Source organism: Lacinutrix sp. C3R15, assembly GCF_018860825.1.
GTDB lineage: Bacteria > Bacteroidota > Bacteroidia > Flavobacteriales > Flavobacteriaceae > Oceanihabitans.
On sequence record NZ_JAHKPZ010000004.1, the window covers coordinates 454,272 to 474,728 of the forward strand.

Here is a 20,457-nt window from a genome sequence, read left to right on the forward strand (position 1 = left end):
TTAAAGTCGGTCTAAAAAATCTAACTTACGTTGTCTGGCAACAGGTATTTTATGGTTAGATTGCATAACTACATAGCCTTCTGTTTTAATAAATTCTTTTACTTTATTTAAGTTTATTATGTATGAGTTATGTATTCTAAAAAATAATTTATCGGGTAATATAGCGTCTACTTCTTTTAATTTTTTAGTAACCAGAAGTTTTTGATTGTCTTGTAAAAAAAGGGTACTATAGTTACCATCAGATTCTATAAAAATAATATCATCTACATTTATAAAAATAAGTTTTCCGTCTGTGTTTATAGTAATTTTTTGTTTGCTGTTTTCATTATTAAACTTGTAAAACAATTCTTCTAGCTTATCATAATTAATATTTTTAATAAGTAAATTCTTTAGCTTGTTTATGGTGCTGCTTAAATCATCGGAGTCTATAGGTTTTAGTAAGTAATCTATAGCTTCGTGTTTTATTGCTTTTATAGCATATTCATCATAAGCAGTGGTAATTATTACAGCAAAACCTTTATTGCTAAGTTTTTCTAAAAATTGAAACCCATCCATTGTTGGCATTTGTATATCTAAAAAAAGACAGTCAGGTGTATTTGATGTCTTGTTTAAATAAGTGATAGCCATTTCTGGACTAGTAAATGTTTCTACAATTTCTATGTCTTTTTTAAAATGCCCAAGCTCCCAAGTTAAACTTTGGATTGCCTTTTGCTCATCGTCTACAATTACTGCTTTTATCATAATATCAAATATAATAATATAAAATGAGGCTTTAACTTTAATATGTATGGCTGGTTACTATTTGTGTGTAATAAGCATGATTTTATATTTTTTAGACTTGATATTTAATAAAGTTACCAACTATACATAATAACTTACCAACTATACATTTGTTTATTAAAGTGTTGTAAAAAAACAAGATATTAGTGATGCTATTAATTGTAAAAAGAATCAATATTAATGTACTATTAGTAAACTTATATAATTTTAAAAACACCTAAATTATATAAACATATAGATTGATTTTTTATTATTTCAGTTAGTTATTTTAGGAGGAAAAGCGAGTGTGAAAACACTCGTTTTTTTTTGTTTTTTAATTTTTTATAAGTCCTTATTATACTGTGGTTATCATAATTTGATAATTTTAATGTTATGAAATTCAATAAGTTGTAAAAAAGGGGTTAAATCCTTTGAAAAACAAGGTAAATACTCATTTGTTAAAAACTTGTTGACAACGTTTATAAAACCTTCTTTCTTTTTTAAAGACAATTGTTAATCTTTGTTCAAGGCAAAAAATAGAATTGATTTTCTAAAATTTTATCAAAAATGAAGAGAAAAAAAATCTATTTTTTTTTTGAAAAATGCGCCCTTTTTTATTCCTCAAAAAGGAAAATATAACACGTTTTTTATAGATTATTATTAAGTTTTTGATTGATATTTCATTCATATAAACCAAACTGCTAGCTAATTAATTAAAGTATTATGGAGATTACCCAAATTATTAAAAGAGATTACGAAACAAGCCCTTTTGTTTTAAATAAAATTTCTAATGCAATAGAAAAAGCCATGCTTTCTGTTGGTAATGGTACCAAAGAAGATGCAAATACTATCTCTGTTAATGTACTAAAAGCCTTATTAGATAGAAAACAATTAGATTATAAATATGTTCCTACTGTAGAACAAGTACAGGATCTTGTAGAAGAAAAATTAATGGAAAGCGCATTTCATGATGTAGCTAAGGCATATATTTTATACAGAGATGAACAAGCTAGAAATAGAAAAACAAATATTTTTGAAAAGCGTATCAATCTTAAACCTTATGAGTATCCTGCGCTTAATGATTATGTAGATGCTATTAGACACTCATACTGGATTCACTCTGAATTTAATTTTACTAGTGATATTCAAGATTTTAAAACAAGACTGAATATTGTTGAGCAAAATGCCATTAAAAATACCATGCTTGCTATTTCTCAAATAGAAGTTGCTGTAAAAAGCTTTTGGGGAGAAATCTATAATAAAATGCCAAAGCCAGAAATAGGTTCTGTAGGTGCAACTTTTGCCGAAAGTGAAGTACGCCATCAAGATGCTTATTCACATTTATTAGAAATTTTAGGACTTAATAACGAGTTTAAAAATATTAAGAAAAAGCCTGTAATTATGCGTCGTGTGCATTATTTAGAAATGGCACTTAAAAACTCTAAAAGTGAAGACAATAAAGAGTATGCAGAATCTGTTTTACTGTTCTCTTTATTTATTGAGCACGTATCTTTATTTTCTCAGTTTTTAATTATTATGGCATTTAATAAGCATAAAAATATGCTTAAAGGAGTTTCTAATGTAGTAGAAGCAACCTCTAAAGAAGAGCAAATTCACGGAGATTTCGGGATCGATATTATTAAAATTATAAAACAAGAAAATCCTACTTGGTTTGATCAAGAACACGCAACCAAAGTACAAGATTTATGTAAAGAAGCTTTTGAATCTGAAAGTCAGATTATAGACTGGATTTTTGAAGCAGGAGAATTAGATTTCTTACCAAAGAATGTAATTAATGAGTTTATTAAAAACCGTTTTAACAACTCTTTAGAGAGTATTGGAATTGACAAAGTTTTTGAAGTAAACCAAGAATTAGTAGCACAAACCGAATGGTTTGATGATGAGATTATAGGAACAAAACATGGAGATTTCTTCGTGAAAAGATCTATTAACTATAGTAAAAGAACAAAAAGTATAACCAGCGACGACCTATTTTAAAATGAGCAACTACACAAAACAAAACACAGAGGCTAATGTTAGCCCAGAAGCAAAAGCTTCTAACTATGATGAATTAATTAACGCTAGAAAAGAAGCTAGAAAAGAAGCTGCTACACAACCAGAAATTAAATGGTTAACAGAAAATAGTCGCAAGTTTTTATCTTCAGGGTATTTAACAGAAGATACAACACCAGAAGAAAGAATTAGAGAAATTGCTGAAAGAGCAGAAGCTATTTTAAAAATAGATGGCTTTGCAGATAAGTTTTATGGGTATATGGCAGAAGGGTATTACTCTTTAGCTTCACCAGTTTGGTCAAACTTTGGTAAACGAAGAGGCTTACCAATTAGCTGTTTTGGTTCGCATATTTCTGATGATATGGGAGATATTCTATATACACAATCAGAAGTAGGAATGATGTCTAAATTAGGAGGTGGTACTTCTGGTTACTTTGGTAAATTACGTCATCGCGGAGCTCCTGTTAAAAATAACGGTGAGTCTTCTGGTGCTGTACACATCATGCAACTTTTTGAAAAAATGGTAGATGTAGTAAGTCAAGGTTCGGTAAGAAGAGGTCGTTTTTCACCATATTTACCAATAGATCACCCAGATATTAACGAGTTTTTAGAAATTGGTACCGAAGGAAACCCTATTCAAGAATTAACACATGGTGTAACCGTTGGTAATGATTGGATGCAAGAAATGATTGATGGTGATACCGATAAAAGAGCTATTTGGGCAAAAGTATTACAACGTAGAGGAGAAATAGGATATCCTTATATCTTCTTTAAAGACAATGCAAATAATACTGCTCCAGATGTGTACCAAGATAAGAACCATGAAATCTACGCAAGTAATTTATGTTCTGAAATCATGCTACCAACTAATGATAGATGGTCTTTTGTATGTGTACTTTCTTCAATTAACTTATTGCACTATGACAAATGGAAAGATACCGATGCTGTAGAAACTATGGTGTACTTTTTAGATGCCGTTCTAGAAGAGTTTATTACCAAATTAGAAGATTATAGAGATTCTAGTAATAGAGACGACCAGCAAACATTTATGTTTATGGAAAAAGCATATAACTTTGCAAAAGAAAATAGAGCTCTAGGTATGGGAGCCTTAGGATGGCACTCTTTATTACAATCTAAAATGTTGTCTTTTGATAGTCAGGAAGCTTTTAATTTAAACAGTGAAATATTTAAAACCATTGGCGAAAAATCTAAAAAAGCATCTGAAGAATTAGCAAAATTATTTGGTGAACCAGAAGTATTAAAAGGTTACGGAAGACGTAATACTACCTTAAATGCAGTAGCACCAACAACTTCATCTGCATTTATTTTAGGGCAAGTATCTCAAGGTATTGAGCCAATTTGGTCTAACAGTTATGTAAAAGATATTGCTAAAATTAAAACCACTATTAAAAACCCGTTTTTAGTAGCACTTTTAGAAGAAAAAGGAATGAATACGGTAGATGTTTGGAAAAGCATTCGTGATTATGATGGTTCTGTACAACATTTAGAAGGTCTTACAGAGCAAGAAAAAGATGTGTTTAAAACCTATTCTGAAATTGATCAGATGACCATAATCTATCAAGCAGCAAACAGACAAAACCACATAGATCAAGGACAGTCTTTAAATATTATGGTACACCCAGATATGCCTGTAAAAGATATTAATAAAATTTATGTTACTGCTTGGCAGCTAGGTGTTAAATCACTGTACTACCAACACAGTATGAATGCTGCTCAAAAATTTAAGCAAAAGAAAGAATGTACTAGTTGCGAAGGTTAATTAGTATAATTTAATTAGTGTTATTTGAAAAAAACCATCTCATAAGGAGATGGTTTTTTTGTTTACAGCTATTATAAAGATGTTTTATATTAGAAGTAAAAGCTATTTATGTATGTGTAATTATTAAACAGAAGTTACCTATATCTTTTTATGAAGTATGTGTTATAGAAATAAAAAACCACCTCTAATGAGGTGGTTTTTTATAATATAGAAAATAATAATTACTATCTATTCCTCTTCTACTTCTGCCTCTGCAATAATAGTAGCAGGTTCTATACTGCTATCATGAGCACCATGGTATTCTTCTAGTAAATTCATAGTAGCGTTCAGTAAGTCTTTTGTTTCTAATAACAACCCAAAGTATAAGGTTGTGTTTTTAGGGCTAGACTCTTCGGTACGTGTGCGCGAAACTTGTGCTTGTATTTTTTGTTTTACTAAATTGTATACTTCTGTTTTATCATTTAAAATAGCTCCAATTTTTTCAAAAGAACCAGAATCAAAAGCATCTTGAATATCGTTAAATAAAACTTCCACTTTATCATCTACTTGCTTTAACTCTTTAATTTGATTAAATTTTAACTTCTTATGGTTATTGTTAATATGCTTATGGCTTACTTTAGATATGTATTCTAAAGACTGTGTCATGTCTTGTAAGTATCCTAAAATGTTTATGTAAAAGTTACTAGCACCAACACTAGATTCGTCTAGGTTTTTTATGAAATAGAAAATATGATCACGTAACTCATCAATTTCTTCAGACAGTTTAATAACTTGTTTTTTATTCTTTTTTAGTAATGCTAAATCTTGTTTTGCAAGCCCTTTAACAGCATTGGTATATATTCTGTTTCCGCGTTTTACTACACTTGCAATATTGCTTGCACTTTCGTGTATAACACCTTGTACAGAACTGCTTTCGGCTTTTGTTAAGCTATCTTCAGCTTTTACTTCTTTATTTTTTTTGTTGTGTGCTATATAGTTTCTTAATAATAAACCAAAAGCAGCTACAAGAAGTATAGGGAACATTACTTGCAGGTTAAGGTTTAATAAATACGCAACTAAAGCAGCTGCAAGAAATGCACTAAAAGCAGTAAAGAACCAACCTCCAATTACATTAAGAACACCAGCAACTCTGTATACAGCACTTTCTGCTCCCCAGGCTCTATCTGCTAAAGAGGTACCCATAGCAACCATAAATGTTACATAGGTTGTAGATAGTGGTAGTTTATAGGAGGTTGCTAATGAAATTAATACTGCAGCAACCATTAAGTTAACAGCAGCACGAACCATGTCAAAAGCAGGTAACTCATGTACTTTGTCTTTAGATATTTTTATTACAGGAGCTTCAAATTGTTTTTCAATTTTTACTTGCCAAGTTTCTGGTAAGATATACGATGACATTTGAGACATTCCCATAGCAACTCTAACAAATCCACGAGATAAAAAGTTTGGTTGAAAACGTTCTTTGGTTGCGCTTTGGCTAGATAAATCTAAAGAAGTTTTTACTACTTTTTTAGCTTTAGTTGAAAACCATAAAGTTAATACCATGATCATTCCTGCTATAAATAGTAACAAGTTGTTTGTTGGTACTTTTTCTGCCAATACATCCATCGGAAAATTATTTGCAGCCAAACCAGAAGCTGTCCATTCTGTAAAGGCATTATATGCTGCAATTGGTACACCAATAAAGTTTACTAAATCGTTTCCTGCAAAAGCCAAGGCTAAAGCAAAAGTACCAACAACAATAATTAGTTTGTAAATATTAGCTTTTAAAAAGCTTATAAAAGCAAAAGATAATAAAGACCAAACTACAGAACTTACAATTATGATAGAGAATACTTGATGCTCTAAAAAGTCTTTCATGGTATCACCACCCAAAAGATCAAAAGGTTGACTGGCATACGATGTGCCTTTTAAACCCTTCATAAAAATAAAATACGTAATTGCTGTAAGTGCAAGACCGCCAAATAGTGCACCAACCCATTTTGCTTTCTTTTCAAAATTATAAGACAATAATAATCTAGTAAACCATTGTATTAACGCACCTATAGAGAATGCGACTACTACAGAGAGGAGAATACCAAATATAATTTGTGATGCTTTAGAGGTGTTTATATAATTAACAACATCAGTAAAAGTTCCTCCATCGTTACCAATTTTAATTAAAGCCATGGCAACAGCAGCTCCTAGTAATTCAAATACAATAGATACTGTAGTTGAGGTTGGCATACCAATGGTGTTAAAGAAATCTAATAAAAGAATATCTGTTATCATTACTGCCATGAAAATAATCATGATTTCATTAAACATAAATTCTCCAGGATTAAAAATTCCTTTACGTGCAACCTCCATCATTCCGCTAGAAAAAACAGCTCCAACAGCTACACCTATACTTGCAACTATCATGATAGTTTTAAAGGAAATAGCTTTAGATCCTATGGCAGAATTTAAAAAGTTTACTGCATCATTACTTACTCCTACTACTAAATCGGCGATAGCCAATATAGCTAAAGCAATTATCATATATAAGTATATATTATCCATAATTTAAGTTAAAAATGTTTGCAAATATCTTTAGTGTTCTTGACTAATATGTTACGTAATTGTTATGTTTTTAAAAATGAATTTCAAATTGTAATCTATACATAAGTTCATTGTTGCTATTGGTTGTTTCTAAGTGGCTAATGTCAGATTGTACCTTTAGTTTATGACCCACTATATATTTGGAAACACCTATAGTATATTGATTTTCATTTTGGTTTTCAATACGTTTATTCCAATCTATATTGGTATACCTTCCTGAAATTTCCCAATTTTTTTTAAATAAGTATCCTGCTTGTAAATTTAAGGCATTACCTATTTGTACGGCTTTAATTTCATTATCTTCATTGGTGTAAAATACATCATCGGCGTTTCTGTTAGCATATTCTGCCATAAAAGAAACCCCTTTGTATTTAAACATGGCATCTATAAATAAAGTAGATATGTTTGTTTCATGAAAATCACCATTTTCATTAATCATATAATCCCCTTGATTGCTTCTTGTTTTTACAGCGTTATTATTGTAATCATAAGTAACACCTATAGCTAGTTTTGATGTTGCTTCACGTTGTAAAGAACTACCAACATAATCTCCATTGCCAGAAAAGTTTCCAAAAGGTAAAAACTCTATACGTGTTGTGTATTGATGGCCTCCAATATTTCCAGAAGTAATATTTCTACCTTCTCCTTGTGAAATAGCAAATGCTTCTTTTATAATAAAGGTGTCTGAAATATTAAAATGATGTCTTAATTGAATTCCTAAATCACGATCTATATTAAACCTTCTGTTTAATAAAGAGCGATCTACAAGTTGCATGTTGGCTGATGAAATTATACGCTCTCTATTTCCAGGTAGTTTTGTTTGCCCAAACCAAAGCACAAAGTTTTTGTGAAAATTCCATTTTATTACTGCGTCAAGAATATATCTTGGTGCATTACTAGTATATTCTGAAGCTCCAGCAATATCTCTATTAGAAGCACCCAGTTCTATTTTATATTTTAATTTAGGAGTTAGTGCAAAACCATCAAACTTGAATCTGGCACGACGCACTAAAAAGTTAGATTCGTTAGCTTCACCTTCTTGCCAACTAGACATTGCAAGAAACTGCATTCTAGCTCCAATCTTCATGGTAAAGGTGCTATCTTTTCCTATAAGATTAAATAAACCTTGTCCAAATTTAGAAGCTTGGTTTTCTTGTGCACGTAGTGAGTTAATTGCAAGTAGAGAAATTGCAATTAATAAATACCTGATATTCATTAAGTTACTTATTAGTTTTTGTCACTGCAAAGAACCAATATTAATGTTAACTAAATGTTTCTAAATCATTAAATTTTACAAACAAAACAAGGCTGCTTTGGCCAAAGCAGCCTATAGAATTCATGATAATATAGTCGACAAAAACTAATGTATTATATGAAGTACTTTTGTGGTATTTTAAAATACAATCAAATATCTATCTTATAAGTAAGGTTAATATTAAGTCAATATTAAGGAATTATTAATATAATAACTTGGTTTTTAAAATGTAACAAGATGTAAATCAGTTGAATAAAGCCTCAATGTTAATTTAATGTTACCAAATAGTTTCATAATTGTAAAAAAATATCTATATTTGTTACAGAATCATTAATTAAATACAAATACGAAATGAAAAAAATATTATCTATAGCAATCTTATTATTTACAATGGTAACTTTTGCACAAAACGAAAAAAGTATAAAATTTAACGAAGACACAAACTTGTTTGAAGCAACATACTTTCACGATAATGGAACGGTAAGTCAAACAGGGTTTTTTAATAAAGAAGGTAAACTTCAAGGAGAATGGTTAAGTTTTGACTTAGAAGGAGTAAAAACAGTTTCTGCTAAATACGACAATGGAGTAAAGGTGGGGAAATGGTTTTTCTGGAATGATAACAAGTTAAAAGAAGTAGATTATACCAATAATTTAATAACTGGTGTAAATGAGTGGTCAAACAAATCTACCTTAGCTATTAGAGAATAGTAAGTTATAAAGCATATAATAAAAAAAGCATCCTTAATTTAAGGATGCTTTTTTTTGTTTTATTTAAAACAGTATTTAGAATTTATAAGAATAGCCCAAAGAAATTTCTGTTCCAGGAGAACGTAATTTAAATATTTGGTCGTTAGCATTATAAGATTCATAAACACTCTCTCTATCAGATCCTAAAATGTTTGATATTTTAAAATCTATAGCAGAGTTTTTGTTTTCACCAAATGCCTTGTTAAGTGTAAAGTTTAAACTATGAAAAGGCTTAGTGTATACGTCTGGTACAAATCCGTTACCTACTACTTCTAAAGTTTTACCTTGTACATTGTAGTAAATACCAGTTCTAAACCCATTGTCATCATTACCATAATCAAAACCTGCATTTAATAAAAATGGAGATTGTCCTTGCATTTGTCTGGTGTCTTCAATGTTTTCACCAACTCTTGCGTTAGTTAATCTTAGGTTATATTCCTGATCTGTCATTTTTAACTCAGAGTTTATAACAGATACATTGGCATTAAAACGTAAGTTTTCTAGAGAATTAGCAATAAAACCTAAAGCTTGTCTAAGTTCAATTTCGGCTCCTATTACTTGTGCATTACCAGTATTGGTAACCGTCATTTGGTTAGACGCTTGTGGGAAAGATACTAGCTCAATAGGGTCTTTAAAGTCTTTGTAGAAACCACTTAAAGCAATCATTTGTCCTTTTTCTCTAAATACTTCGTAACGTAAATCAAAGTTGTTTATGTAAGATGGTTTTACATTATCAAATGTATTATTATCTAGACCACCAATAAAAAAACGGTTGGTAGTTGGATCATAAATTTGTGCTGTAGATGCTTCTTTAAATGAAGGTCTTGCAGTGGTACGTGAATAAGAACCTCTAATGTTTGTTCTGTCAGAAACAGCAAAGATTAAGTTAGCAGAAGGGAAAAAATCAAATTTATCTATTGTGTTTTTTCCAATTACAGCACCTTCATTGGTTACTCCTGTGTAGTACAAATCAAATTTTTCTGTTCGTAAACCAACAATAGCTTTTAACTTTTCGGCAGGATTAAACTCATTAGAAATATACATAGATCCTACATTGTATTCTCCTTCGTAGGCGTTTTGTGCATCAAATGCATTGTTAGAGTCTAAGAAAGTACCAGACTGTGTTTCTGTTGTCCAAATGTTTTCTTGTGCTAAAAGATTATTTACATCTCCGTTAGCAACGATAGGAGAGGTTACATCAAATAAATATTGGTCTGTACTAAAATCACGATATTTAAAAGTATAACCACCACCAACTTTTAATTTAGCAGGTCTGTTAAATAATTCGTATTTCTTGCTTAGGTTTACGTTTCCTACCCAACTTTCTTCAGATAATGTTCTCCAAACTCTTAATGGGCTTCCTACAGAACTTGCATCAATTTCGTATTGTGTAGTGCCTTGGTTTTCTACAATTCTTAAAGGTGTTGTTCTGTGATCTTTGTCTAAAACTCTAGAAAAAGATGGAGAAAATACCCAGTCTAATTTAATGTCAGAATTAGCGTCTAAAGAATGGTCTCCAGAAATTGCAAAATTTGTAATAGAACGCTCTGTGTATAAAAGTACATCATTGGTACCGTTTAATAATCCAGAACCAACTCCAGCTTCACTAATTAATAAGTCGTAATTTCCAGCTGTAGACTCTCCATTTTGAATATGTAAAGCGGTTAATTTATATTTAGAATTATCTGTTTTATAGGCTAAACCAATTAATCCGTTTAATAAAATTTCATTTTGTCCGTAAGACCCTTCAACAGTACGGTTTATAGCTAATTCGTTATTTAAATTACCATTAGAGTTGTCACGAGTGTATGAACCATCTTTAGTTTCTTCATAAAAAGTTGTTTTGTTTTTATAAGAAAGTGAAGCTTGATACCCTAATTTGTTACTGTCTCCTACTTCGTATTGGTTACCTAGGGTAAAGCCAAAGTCATAATTTAACCCACTTTTTTCTACGTCTGCTCCTAATTGAGAATCAAAACTGCTAGTTAAAGTAGTAAGAAGTTGTTTGTTTTCGAATGTTCCAGGAATTGACTGGTATCTGTTAATAGGTCTATTACGTGCTCCGTTGTCATAACCTAAAAAGTCTGAATTGCTTCCATCATAGCTTAGGTAATTATCTTTTAAGTGCATGTTTGGATTAAAAGACATACCTACAGATACAGAGTATTCTTCTTTTGTAGGGAAATCTTTAGTAACAATATTTACAATACCACCAGTAAAATCTGCAGGATATTCTGCAGCAGCAGACTTAACTACAATAACGTTATCAATAATATTTGTTGGAAAAATATCCATTGGTATGGTATTTCTATCAGGATCTAAACCAGGAATGTCTACACCATTTAATATAGATTTTGTGTAACGGTCACCAAGACCACGAACATACACATATTTACCTCCTTCTACAGAAACTCCAGGCACACTTTTAACAGCAGAAGCTATGTTGCTAGCACCTGTTTTCTTGATAGTTTGAGCAGAAAGACCGTCTAATAAATTTGCCGATTTTTTTTGAAAATTTAAAACAGCATTCTCCGTGTTTCTTTTTACAGATGTTGATACTACTACTGTTTCTAAAGTGTTAGCAGATAAAGTAACATCTAGAGTTATAATTTCTCCAGACTTAATAACTACATCTGTAATTTCTTGTGAGTTATAACCAACAAAAGAAAAGATTAAAGTATGTGTCCCTTCATCTAAATCAATATTATACTTACCATCAAAATCAGAAGCAGTACCAGTAGTTGTTCCTTTAACTAAAATATTTGCAAACGCAAGTGGTTCAGTAAAATCACCATCAATTACAGTACCAACAACTTTACCTGATTGCGAAAATGCTACGCAGGAGATAAATAGAATTAGTATGTTGATAAGATATTTTGAGTTTTTCATTTTTGTTTTCTATAAAAGCAACTGCTCAAAAAAGAGCAGTTGCTAGATTTGTGTTTTTAATTAATTAAAACAATGTTTATTAAGATGAACAACTATTATTTTAAAGCTTATAGTCATTACCAATAAATACTTTGGTATTGATTAGAAACCTAAACCTCCAACAGTATTAGCATACGTCCAACTTAAGTTAGCTGTATTAGCTCCATAAGTATTAGCACCTAAAGTAATTGCAGTACCTTCAGAACCAAATCCTGGTGTTACTACAGTAGTTGCTTTGTTAGCAAATATATCTTCTACAGCAGTTACACCTGCAGGAAGTACTATTTCCCAGTTGCTAAAAGCAACAAGACCATTGTTGTAGTTTGTTGCTACACCATCGTTATCTAACTCAACATCTGCACCAGAACCAAAACCATAAGCATATACGTTATGTGTTTCTGCTTGCGCGTTACTTCTGTAGTCAGCATATTCAGAGTTTATGTCTCCGTTACCAATTAATGTTAAATCTTGTAAAATACAAGTACCATTGATTGAACCTTCTGGTCCGTCAATTTCTAATGCATGGTCAGAAGCATCTCCTAAAACAACAACAGCGTTAGATATTGTTCCTGAGTACGCTTGATCTACATCTAAAGCATCATCTCCTTGTGCCCAGATTAAAATGTTTGAAGCATTTACTGTTCCTCCAAAAAATTCAATTCCGTCATCTTTGTTAGCAATAACTTCAATGTTATCTATAGTTGTTCCAGAACCAACACCACCTAATGTTAATCCGTTAATTTCATTTCCTTCACCTAATAAAGAACCTCCATGACGAATAGAAATATATTTTAATACTCCAGAGTTGTCATCGTCAATAGCTCCTGCATCACCAGGACCATATAAACCAAATGTATCACTAGCAGCAATACCTTCAATTTGTACCTCACTTACATCTCCAGAGAAAGAACAAGTTGCTCTACCTAAAACAATAACACCACCCCAAAGACCAATGTTGTTTTCGTCTAAATTTGTTCCAGCTGTTTCTCCTATTGAAATATTGTCTGCTTCTGAAGTGAAAATAATAGGTTGAGATGCTGTTCCTTCTGCCATGATTTTTCCTCCTCTAGCAACAATTAATGCAGAAGATAAAGATCCTGTTCCTGCACGTCCTTTAATTATAGTTCCAGGCTCAATAGTTAAAGTAACACCTTCTTGAACAACAACTTTTCTGTCTAAAATATAACAGTTATCAGCAGTCCAAGTTTCATCTATAGCAATACCTCCAGATTTTACTATACAAGAGTCGTCGGAATCTTCTCCATCACCACTATTATTGTAATTGTTAGTCACTTCTTCGATAATAATAGGAGTATCATCATCTTCTATACAAGAAGTAAAACCTAAAGCCAATACTGCTAAAGCAGATAAGAATAATTTTTTCATCAGAATTTGTTTTTAAAATGTAATTTTTTTTGAGTTAAATAATTTTTAGCAAAGAAACCTCAACTGTGTAAAGTTGGTGTTAACCACAAGTTAAAGAAGCGTAATAAAACAGTTAGCTTAATGTTATGAGATTTGCTTATTATTTTTATTTGGAAATAATTTCTTAACATTCAAAAATACTATCTTGCAAATTATTAAATACACAAGATGAACTGGGAACAACTACTCTCTTTAAAACGCTTTGGCGATACCAATAAAAGGTTAAGAAAAGAACAAGACGAAACCCGTTTAGGGTTTGAAGTGGATTATGATCGTGTCATATTTTCTGCAGAATTTAGAAGCCTACAAGATAAAACACAGGTAATACCACTTTCGCAAACCGACTTTGTGCATACGCGATTAACACATAGTCTAGAGGTTAGCGTGGTGGCAAGATCTTTAGGAAGAAAAGTAGGGTTGAAGTTATTAGAAAAATATCCGCATTTACAAAATATTCATGGCTATCAAGCAAATGATTTTGGTGCTATTGTAGCATCTGCAGCTCTTGCTCATGATATTGGTAACCCTCCTTTTGGGCATTCAGGAGAAAAAGCTATTGGCGAATTCTTTAAAACAGGTGAAGGTAAAAAGTATAAAGACCAACTTTCTGCAAAAGAATATCAAGATTTATGTGATTTTGAAGGAAATGCAAACGGTTTTAAAATTGTTACAGAAAACAGAGAAGGGCGTCAAGGAGGTTTGCGTTTAAGTTATGCTACTCTTGGTGCTTTTATGAAGTATCCAAAAGAGTCTTTGCCTAAAAAACCAACCAAACATATTGCAGATAAAAAGTATGGCTTTTTTCAAAGTGAAAAGGAAGCCTTTATAGATGTTGCAAATGAATTAGGTTTAATACGTAGAAGTGATACAGATATTAGTTTTTCACGCCATCCGTTAGCTTTTTTAGTGGAAGCTGCAGATGATATTTGTTATACTATCATTGATTTTGAGGACGGCATTAATTTAGGACTAATTCAAGAAGAATACGCTTTAGAGTATTTAATTAATTTGGTTAAAGAAACCATAAACACCAAAAAATACCACCAATTAAGCAACACACAAGATCGTGTAAGTTATTTAAGAGCCTTGGCTATTAACACGCTTATTAATGAAGCTGTAGCTATCTTTATAGCTAATGAAGAAGCTATTTTAAAAGATGCGTTTCATGTTGCATTATTAGATAAAAGTAAATATGAAGCACAAATCAATGATATCATTAAAATTAGTGTAGATAAAGTATACCAATCTACAGAGGTTATAGATAAAGAAATTTCAGGCTATCAGGTTTTAAATACGTTACTTAAAGTATATACCAATGCCGTAAATAATAATTATAACCAAAACCCTACTAATTATGATAAGCTTATAATTAAAAGCTTGCCAGAAAGTGTTATTGTAAATGAAGATAGCTTATATCTAAGATTGTTGCGTTTATGTAACTACGTTTCTTTGCTATCAGACAGTAAAGCTATCATGGTTTATAAAAAAATTAACGGTCTTAGCTTTAACATTTAAGATTTTTTTTTATAAGCCTAGTTTCATTATATTTGCTTTTACTACAAAAAAATAAATTATGAAAAAGATTACCAATCTATTAAGTGTTTTTTTTGTTTTCCTTTTAGTTGGATGTAATTCTAACCAAGAATCGAAAAAAGATGTAACACATTTAAAAGAATTACATGCTAAAAATTTAGCAAAAAGCCCTTTTACTGAACGACTTGAGTTGAGTAAAAAAGAAAGAAAAGAAAATAGATTAACGCCTAACAAGTACAATGAGCAAATGTGGGAGTTAACTATGAATCCTGAATTAGGAAGACCAACCCCAGAAAAAATTGCAGAAATACAAAAAGACCTTTTAGAGCAAAGAGCAACTACTCTTGCTGAAGGAAGAGTACCTGGTGACGCATTAGATAATGGATGGATTTCTCGTGGTCCAAATAATGTAGGAGGAAGAACAAGAGGTGTTATGTTTGATCCTAATGATACTTCTAATAATACAGTATTTGCTGGAGGTGTTAGTGGTGGTTTATGGAAAAACACAGATATTTCTAATGCAAATACAGAATGGGAAAGAGTAGGTATTCCAGAAAACTTAAGTATTTCAGTACTTACTTATGACCCTAATAATACACAAATTTTCTACGCTGGTACAGGAGAGAGCTATACTGGTGGAGATGTTTCTGGAGATGGTTTATGGCAATCTACAGATGGAGGTACTACTTGGGCAAGAATATTTGGAGGTATGTCTGGAGACAGTTATTTTGTTTCTGCTTCTAATATTACTGCAAATTCACCAGCAAGTGTTGCAGGTGACTACCAATCTTACCCAACAACAAATTTTGGTCCTGAAATTACAGATGTAATAACTGCAGACTTAGTATTAGCAAATGATACAGTAGGTGCTGAGCCTACAGAAGCTTGTGAAGAGTTTGGAGCAAGTGCTACTGGTAAAATAGCTTTAATACGTCGTGGAGAATGTGCTTTTGTTGAAAAAGTGAAAAATGCACAAGATAATGGTGCTATTGGAGTTATTATGATGAATAATGTTGCTGGTGAACCTGTACCAATGGGAGGTACTGATGATACAATTACAATTCCTTCAGTAATGATATCTCAAGCTGATGGTGATATTTTAGAAGCTGCAGTAGCTTCAGGAACAGTAAATGTTTCCTTGAACCCAACAAGCGGAGATTTTACTGCACTTGTAGTTCCTGGAGCACAACATATTAATGATGTTATTGTTGTAGATAATAATGGTGTTTCTGATGTTTATGTTGCTGTTGGTGAAGGACTTTATAGTGCGTCAAATGCAGGAACTACAATTGGTGGTGATGCGTATGGTTTATATAAATCTTCTGATGCTGGTGCAAACTGGACAGAATTAGATATGCCTTTAACTGCAGATGGTCATAAACACGAACCTAATGATTTAGATTATGATGTTGATGGTGATATATTTGTAGCTACTACTAGAAGTGCACTTTATGGTGATGGTGGTGGTATGGTGTTTTCTTCAGAAGATGCAGGAACTACTTTTGAAACAAGATATACTGTTACTAATGGAGTAAGAACGCAAATAGTAGCTTCTAAATCTTCAACTAGAGTTTATGTTTTAGCAGAATTAAGTAATACAGGTGATAATGAATATAAGGTAAGTGTTATTACTTCACCAGTAGGATTCTTCCCTTCTTTTCTTGATACTGTAAAAACAGTGCCTAATGATTCTGAGCCTTCTATTACAGTATATGATTTTACAAGAGGGCAAGCATTTTATGATTTAATGATTGCTATAGATCCTAACAATGATAATACCATTTATGTTGGTGGTATTGATTTATTTAAAAGTACTAATCAAGGTGGTACTTGGAGTCAGCTTTCACACTGGTATGGTGGTTTTGGTCACCAATATGTACATGCAGATCAGCACGTAGCTGTATTTGCTCCTGGTGACTCTAATAAAATGTTATTTGGTAATGATGGTGGTGTTTATTACTCTGAGGATGCTGGTGCAACTATAGAAGAAAGAAATAATGGTTTTATAACCTCACAGTTTTATACTGTAGGTGTTGGGCCAACAACTGCTTTTACTGGTGATTATTTTGCTGGTGGTTTACAAGATAATGGTACACAACTTTTTCAAAACGCAAACCCTACAGGTACAGATAGCTCAACAGAGCCTTTTGGTGGTGATGGTGCGTATACATTCTTTGATCAAGATGGTACAGATAGATACTTTATTAGAAACTATGTGTATAATAGTGGTATTACACTTCGTCATTTTAATGGAGATGATGATGTTAATATAAACAATGAAAGTGCTAGTAATGGTGCTTTTATTAATCCGCAAGCTTTAGATTCTAATTTAGATATCTTATATTCTAATTATTCTGCTACAGAAGTTATTATTAAAAGATATTCTGGTATTAAGTCTGCTTCTACTTTAACAAGTACAGATTTAACAGATGCAGTAGAATTAACAGCAACACCAACTGCTTTTACAGTGTCTCCTTATACTACAACTTCTTCTAAATTGTTAGTAGGTACAGTTTTAGGTGATGTTATCTTAGTAGAAAATGCTAATACTGCTTCACCAACTTGGACTAACTTAGATGATAATGTAATGGTTGGTAGTATTTCTGATATTGAATATGGGCAATCTGAAAGTGAAATTTTTGTTACCATACATAACTATGGTGTACAAAATGTTTGGTACTCTGGTGATGCTGGTACTACTTGGGAGCCTAAAGATGGTAACTTACCAGATTTACCAGTAAAAACAATTTTACAAAACCCATTAAACTTAGAAGAAGTAATTATTGGTACAGAATTAGGTGTTTGGTATACTACTAACTTTTCTGATGCATCTCCTACATGGACGCAATCTTATAATGGTATGAGTAACGTTGCTGTATTAGATTTAGACTTAAGAGATGATAATATGGTATTTGCTGCTTCGTATGGTCGTGGTATCTTTTCAGGAGAGTTTACTCCAGATTCTTTAAGTATTGATGAGAATACAGAAAGTACATTTAGTATTTTTCCAAATCCTTCAAATGGAACTATTAATATTAAAGTAGCTCAAGATTACGGTAAGGTAGCTGCTTCTATTTTTGATATGAATGGTAAGCAAGTATATTCTTCAGAATTATCATTAAACCAACAGTCTACTATTAATGCTAATCATTTAGCTACAGGTATGTATGTGTTGAAAATTCAAGGAGCAAACTTCTCGCATTCAGAGAAATTAATAATCAAGAAATAAGTAGAATACCTACTTATTTATTAAAAAATGCCACTTTTAAGTGGCATTTTTTTTACTATAATTTCATATAAACTTCTAAAAAAAAACATGGTTTTATAGGTTAATAACGATTAACCCTTGTGTTTTGTAGGTTAAAAATGTTTTTAATCGATATGTTTTTATTAAGCTTATTGTTTAAATAATGAAGTTTTAATAATGTTGTTTCTTACAAGAGTATTAACATTTAAATCATGAAAAAAAACCTACTTGGAGCACTTGTTATTTGTTTTGTACTCTTTGCTTGTTTATTAGTAATTAACGAAGTGATGCAGAGTCAAGCAGCAGAAAGTGAAAACGATACATATTACATTGCAGACTAATAGAGCTCTTTAATTTGGTTAGCAATACCAATAGCATCTAATTGTAATTCTTTTTGTAGTTCTAGAGTGCTTCCTTGATGTATAAATGCATCAGGAATACCTAATATACTAAGTTTGTTTTTATACTTGTTTTCTGCTAAAAACTCTAAAACAGCACTTCCAAATCCACCATGTATAACACCATCTTCAATAGTAATTATGGTTTGGTATGTTTTGCATATACTGTGAAGTAAAACGCTGTCTAGTGGTTTAATAAATTGCATGTCGTAATGTGCAACCTCTATTTCATTACTAACTAATTGTATGGCTTCTGTTGCAAGAGTAGCCATGGTGCCAATGCTTAAAACAGCTATTTCTTTACCTTTTTGCAAGCAAATACCTTTGCCTATTTCTATTTTGCTAAAAGGTTGTTTCCAGTCTATAATTTTACCTCTTCCTCTTGGGTATCTAATAGCAATGGGTACTTTTAAACCTAGTTGGGCAGTGTACATGATATTACGCAAATCAATTTCGTTTCTAGGAGCATAAAGAATGAGGTTGGGTATGCATCTTAAATAAGCTATATCAAAAACACCATGATGTGTAGCGCCATCTTCACCAACTAGTCCAGCTCTGTCTAAACAAAAAATTACTGGTAGCTTTTGTAAAGCCACATCGTGTATAACTTGGTCATAAGCACGTTGTAAAAAAGTAGAATAGATATTACAAAAAGGAATATAGCCTTGTGTGGCCATTCCTGCTGCTAGTGTTACTGCGTGTTGTTCTGCAATACCAACATCTAAAGCACGATCTGGAAACTCTTGCATCATGTATTTTAAAGAGCTTCCTGTTGGCATAGCAGGTGTTATACCTATTATTTTTTTATTATTTCTCGCAAGTTCTACAATTGTATGCCCAAAAACATCTTGAAATTTAGGAGCTTTTATGGTGTTGGGCTTTGCGTGTAATTCTCCTGTTTTTGCATCAAATTTTCCTGGTGCATGGTATTTTACTTGGTCTTCTTCTGCTTGTTTAAGACCTTTCCCTTTGGTGGTAATAACGTGTAAAAACTTAGGTCCTTTTACTTTTTTTAGTCTTTCTAGTTCTGTAATTATAGCAGATAAATCATGTCCGTCTATAGGTCCAGAATAATTAAAATTTAGTGCTTCAAAAATATTATCCTGTTTTTCTGTTCCCTTTTTTACGTTGGTTAAATATTGTTTTAAAGCCCCAACACTTGGGTCTATGCCAATAGCGTTATCATTTAAAATAACTAATAGGTTTGCAGTAGTAACACCAGCGTGATTTAAACCTTCAAAAGCCATTCCGCTAGCTATAGAAGCATCTCCAATTACCGCAATATGTTGCTTGTTGATTTCTCCTTTTAATTGTGAAACTAAAGCCATACCTAGCGTTGCAGAGATAGAAGTAGAGGAGTGGCCAACACCAAAAGCATCAAAAATGCTTTCTTCGCGTTTAGGAAATCCAGAAATACCTCCTAGCTGTCTATTGGTGTGAAAAATATTTTTTCTACCAGTAAGTAATTTGTGTACATAGGCTTGGTGGCCAACATCCCAAACCAATAAATCATCTGGTGTGTTAAATACATAATGTAAGGCAATAGTAAGTTCTACAACACCAAGACTTGCGCCTAAATGGCCTTCTTTGGTTGCAACGATATTAATTATAAATTCACGCAATTCTTTAGCTAGATCTGGTAATTGCTCTTGCTTTAAAAGACGTAAATCTTTAGGGTAATTTATATGGTCTAGTATCTTACTCATGAACTACAAATGTAATATTTGAAAATGATACTCATACTAATAACATTTGAAATTGTACTTTTACCATAATTAATAATGTAATATTA

12 protein-coding genes are annotated in these 20,457 nt (G+C 31.7%); 6 read left to right on the forward strand and 6 right to left on the reverse strand.

Annotated elements, in window-relative coordinates; translation table 11 throughout:
• Window positions 1–741: a LytTR family DNA-binding domain-containing protein gene (locus tag KO494_RS02040; protein WP_215965916.1), complete on the reverse strand. Its 741-nt coding sequence runs from the start codon at window positions 739–741 to the stop codon at window positions 1–3.
• Between the two features lie 741 nt (window positions 742–1,482).
• Between KO494_RS02040 and KO494_RS02045 the strand changes: the two genes are divergently transcribed.
• Window positions 1,483–2,757 carry a ribonucleotide-diphosphate reductase subunit beta gene (locus tag KO494_RS02045; protein ID WP_215965917.1) on the forward strand — a complete coding sequence of 425 codons (1,275 nt, stop codon included), beginning with the start codon at window positions 1,483–1,485 and terminating at the stop codon, window positions 2,755–2,757.
• A gap of 1 nt (window position 2,758) precedes the next feature.
• Window positions 2,759–4,552 (forward strand): ribonucleoside-diphosphate reductase subunit alpha, encoded by a 1,794-nt coding sequence (locus tag KO494_RS02050; RefSeq protein WP_215965918.1) that lies wholly within the window; start codon window positions 2,759–2,761, stop codon window positions 4,550–4,552.
• A gap of 228 nt (window positions 4,553–4,780) precedes the next feature.
• Here the strand turns inward: KO494_RS02050 and KO494_RS02055 are convergent, their stop codons facing one another.
• Complete coding sequence (locus tag KO494_RS02055; protein ID WP_215965919.1) at window positions 4,781–7,093, reverse strand: inorganic phosphate transporter; 2,313 nt, start codon at window positions 7,091–7,093, stop codon at window positions 4,781–4,783.
• A 70-nt stretch (window positions 7,094–7,163) separates the two neighbouring features.
• Window positions 7,164–8,348 (reverse strand): porin, encoded by a 1,185-nt coding sequence (locus KO494_RS02060; RefSeq protein WP_215965920.1) that lies wholly within the window; start codon window positions 8,346–8,348, stop codon window positions 7,164–7,166.
• A 390-nt stretch (window positions 8,349–8,738) separates the two neighbouring features.
• Between KO494_RS02060 and KO494_RS02065 the strand changes: the two genes are divergently transcribed.
• Window positions 8,739–9,095, forward strand: a complete 357-nt coding sequence (locus KO494_RS02065) for a toxin-antitoxin system YwqK family antitoxin (protein WP_215965921.1) — start codon at window positions 8,739–8,741, stop codon at window positions 9,093–9,095.
• 75 nt (window positions 9,096–9,170) lie between these two features.
• Here KO494_RS02065 and KO494_RS02070 read toward each other — a convergent pair whose 3' ends face one another.
• Entirely contained in the window at window positions 9,171–12,023 is a 2,853-nt protein-coding gene (locus KO494_RS02070) for a TonB-dependent receptor (RefSeq protein ID WP_215965922.1), read from the reverse strand.
• A gap of 141 nt (window positions 12,024–12,164) precedes the next feature.
• Window positions 12,165–13,448 (reverse strand): hypothetical protein, encoded by a 1,284-nt coding sequence (locus KO494_RS02075; RefSeq protein WP_215965923.1) that lies wholly within the window; start codon window positions 13,446–13,448, stop codon window positions 12,165–12,167.
• Between the two features lie 207 nt (window positions 13,449–13,655).
• Here KO494_RS02075 and KO494_RS02080 point away from each other — a divergent pair, with 207 nt between their 5' ends.
• The 3 genes from KO494_RS02080 to KO494_RS16030 all read left to right on the forward strand — a co-directional run bounded on the left by KO494_RS02080 (window position 13,656) and on the right by KO494_RS16030 (window position 18,608).
• Entirely contained in the window at window positions 13,656–15,002 is a 1,347-nt protein-coding gene (locus tag KO494_RS02080; RefSeq protein WP_215965924.1) for a deoxyguanosinetriphosphate triphosphohydrolase, read from the forward strand.
• A gap of 58 nt (window positions 15,003–15,060) precedes the next feature.
• Window positions 15,061–18,249 carry a PA domain-containing protein gene (locus KO494_RS02085; protein ID WP_215965925.1) on the forward strand — a complete coding sequence of 1,063 codons (3,189 nt, stop codon included), beginning with the start codon at window positions 15,061–15,063 and terminating at the stop codon, window positions 18,247–18,249.
• A 230-nt stretch (window positions 18,250–18,479) separates the two neighbouring features.
• On the forward strand, window positions 18,480–18,608 hold the full coding sequence (locus KO494_RS16030) for a hypothetical protein (RefSeq protein ID WP_256447826.1): 129 nt from the start codon (window positions 18,480–18,482) through the stop codon (window positions 18,606–18,608).
• On the opposite strand, the gene dxs is transcribed toward KO494_RS16030, so the two are convergent.
• Window positions 18,605–20,371: a 1-deoxy-D-xylulose-5-phosphate synthase gene (dxs, locus tag KO494_RS02090; RefSeq protein WP_215965926.1), complete on the reverse strand. Its 1,767-nt coding sequence runs from the start codon at window positions 20,369–20,371 to the stop codon at window positions 18,605–18,607. The two genes, KO494_RS16030 and dxs, sit on opposite strands and share 4 nt — an antisense overlap.
• Window positions 20,372–20,457: the final 86 nt, after the last annotated feature.

Excerpts from the sequence above, each read along its gene's own strand:
- KO494_RS02070 (WP_215965922.1), bottom strand. The coding sequence starts at position 12,023 with ATGAAAAACTCAAAATATCTTATCAACATACTAATTCTATTTATCTCC.
- KO494_RS02050 (WP_215965918.1), top strand. The coding sequence starts at position 2,759 with ATGAGCAACTACACAAAACAAAACACAGAGGCTAATGTTAGCCCAGAA.
- KO494_RS16030 (WP_256447826.1), top strand. The coding sequence starts at position 18,480 with ATGAAAAAAAACCTACTTGGAGCACTTGTTATTTGTTTTGTACTCTTT.
- KO494_RS02085 (WP_215965925.1), top strand. The coding sequence starts at position 15,061 with ATGAAAAAGATTACCAATCTATTAAGTGTTTTTTTTGTTTTCCTTTTA.
- KO494_RS02075 (WP_215965923.1), bottom strand. The coding sequence starts at position 13,448 with ATGAAAAAATTATTCTTATCTGCTTTAGCAGTATTGGCTTTAGGTTTT.
- KO494_RS02060 (WP_215965920.1), bottom strand. The coding sequence starts at position 8,348 with ATGAATATCAGGTATTTATTAATTGCAATTTCTCTACTTGCAATTAAC.
- KO494_RS02080 (WP_215965924.1), top strand. The coding sequence starts at position 13,656 with ATGAACTGGGAACAACTACTCTCTTTAAAACGCTTTGGCGATACCAAT.
- dxs (WP_215965926.1), bottom strand. The coding sequence starts at position 20,371 with ATGAGTAAGATACTAGACCATATAAATTACCCTAAAGATTTACGTCTT.
- KO494_RS02040 (WP_215965916.1), bottom strand. The coding sequence starts at position 741 with ATGATAAAAGCAGTAATTGTAGACGATGAGCAAAAGGCAATCCAAAGT.
- KO494_RS02065 (WP_215965921.1), top strand. The coding sequence starts at position 8,739 with ATGAAAAAAATATTATCTATAGCAATCTTATTATTTACAATGGTAACT.
- KO494_RS02045 (WP_215965917.1), top strand. The coding sequence starts at position 1,483 with ATGGAGATTACCCAAATTATTAAAAGAGATTACGAAACAAGCCCTTTT.
- KO494_RS02055 (WP_215965919.1), bottom strand. The coding sequence starts at position 7,093 with ATGGATAATATATACTTATATATGATAATTGCTTTAGCTATATTGGCT.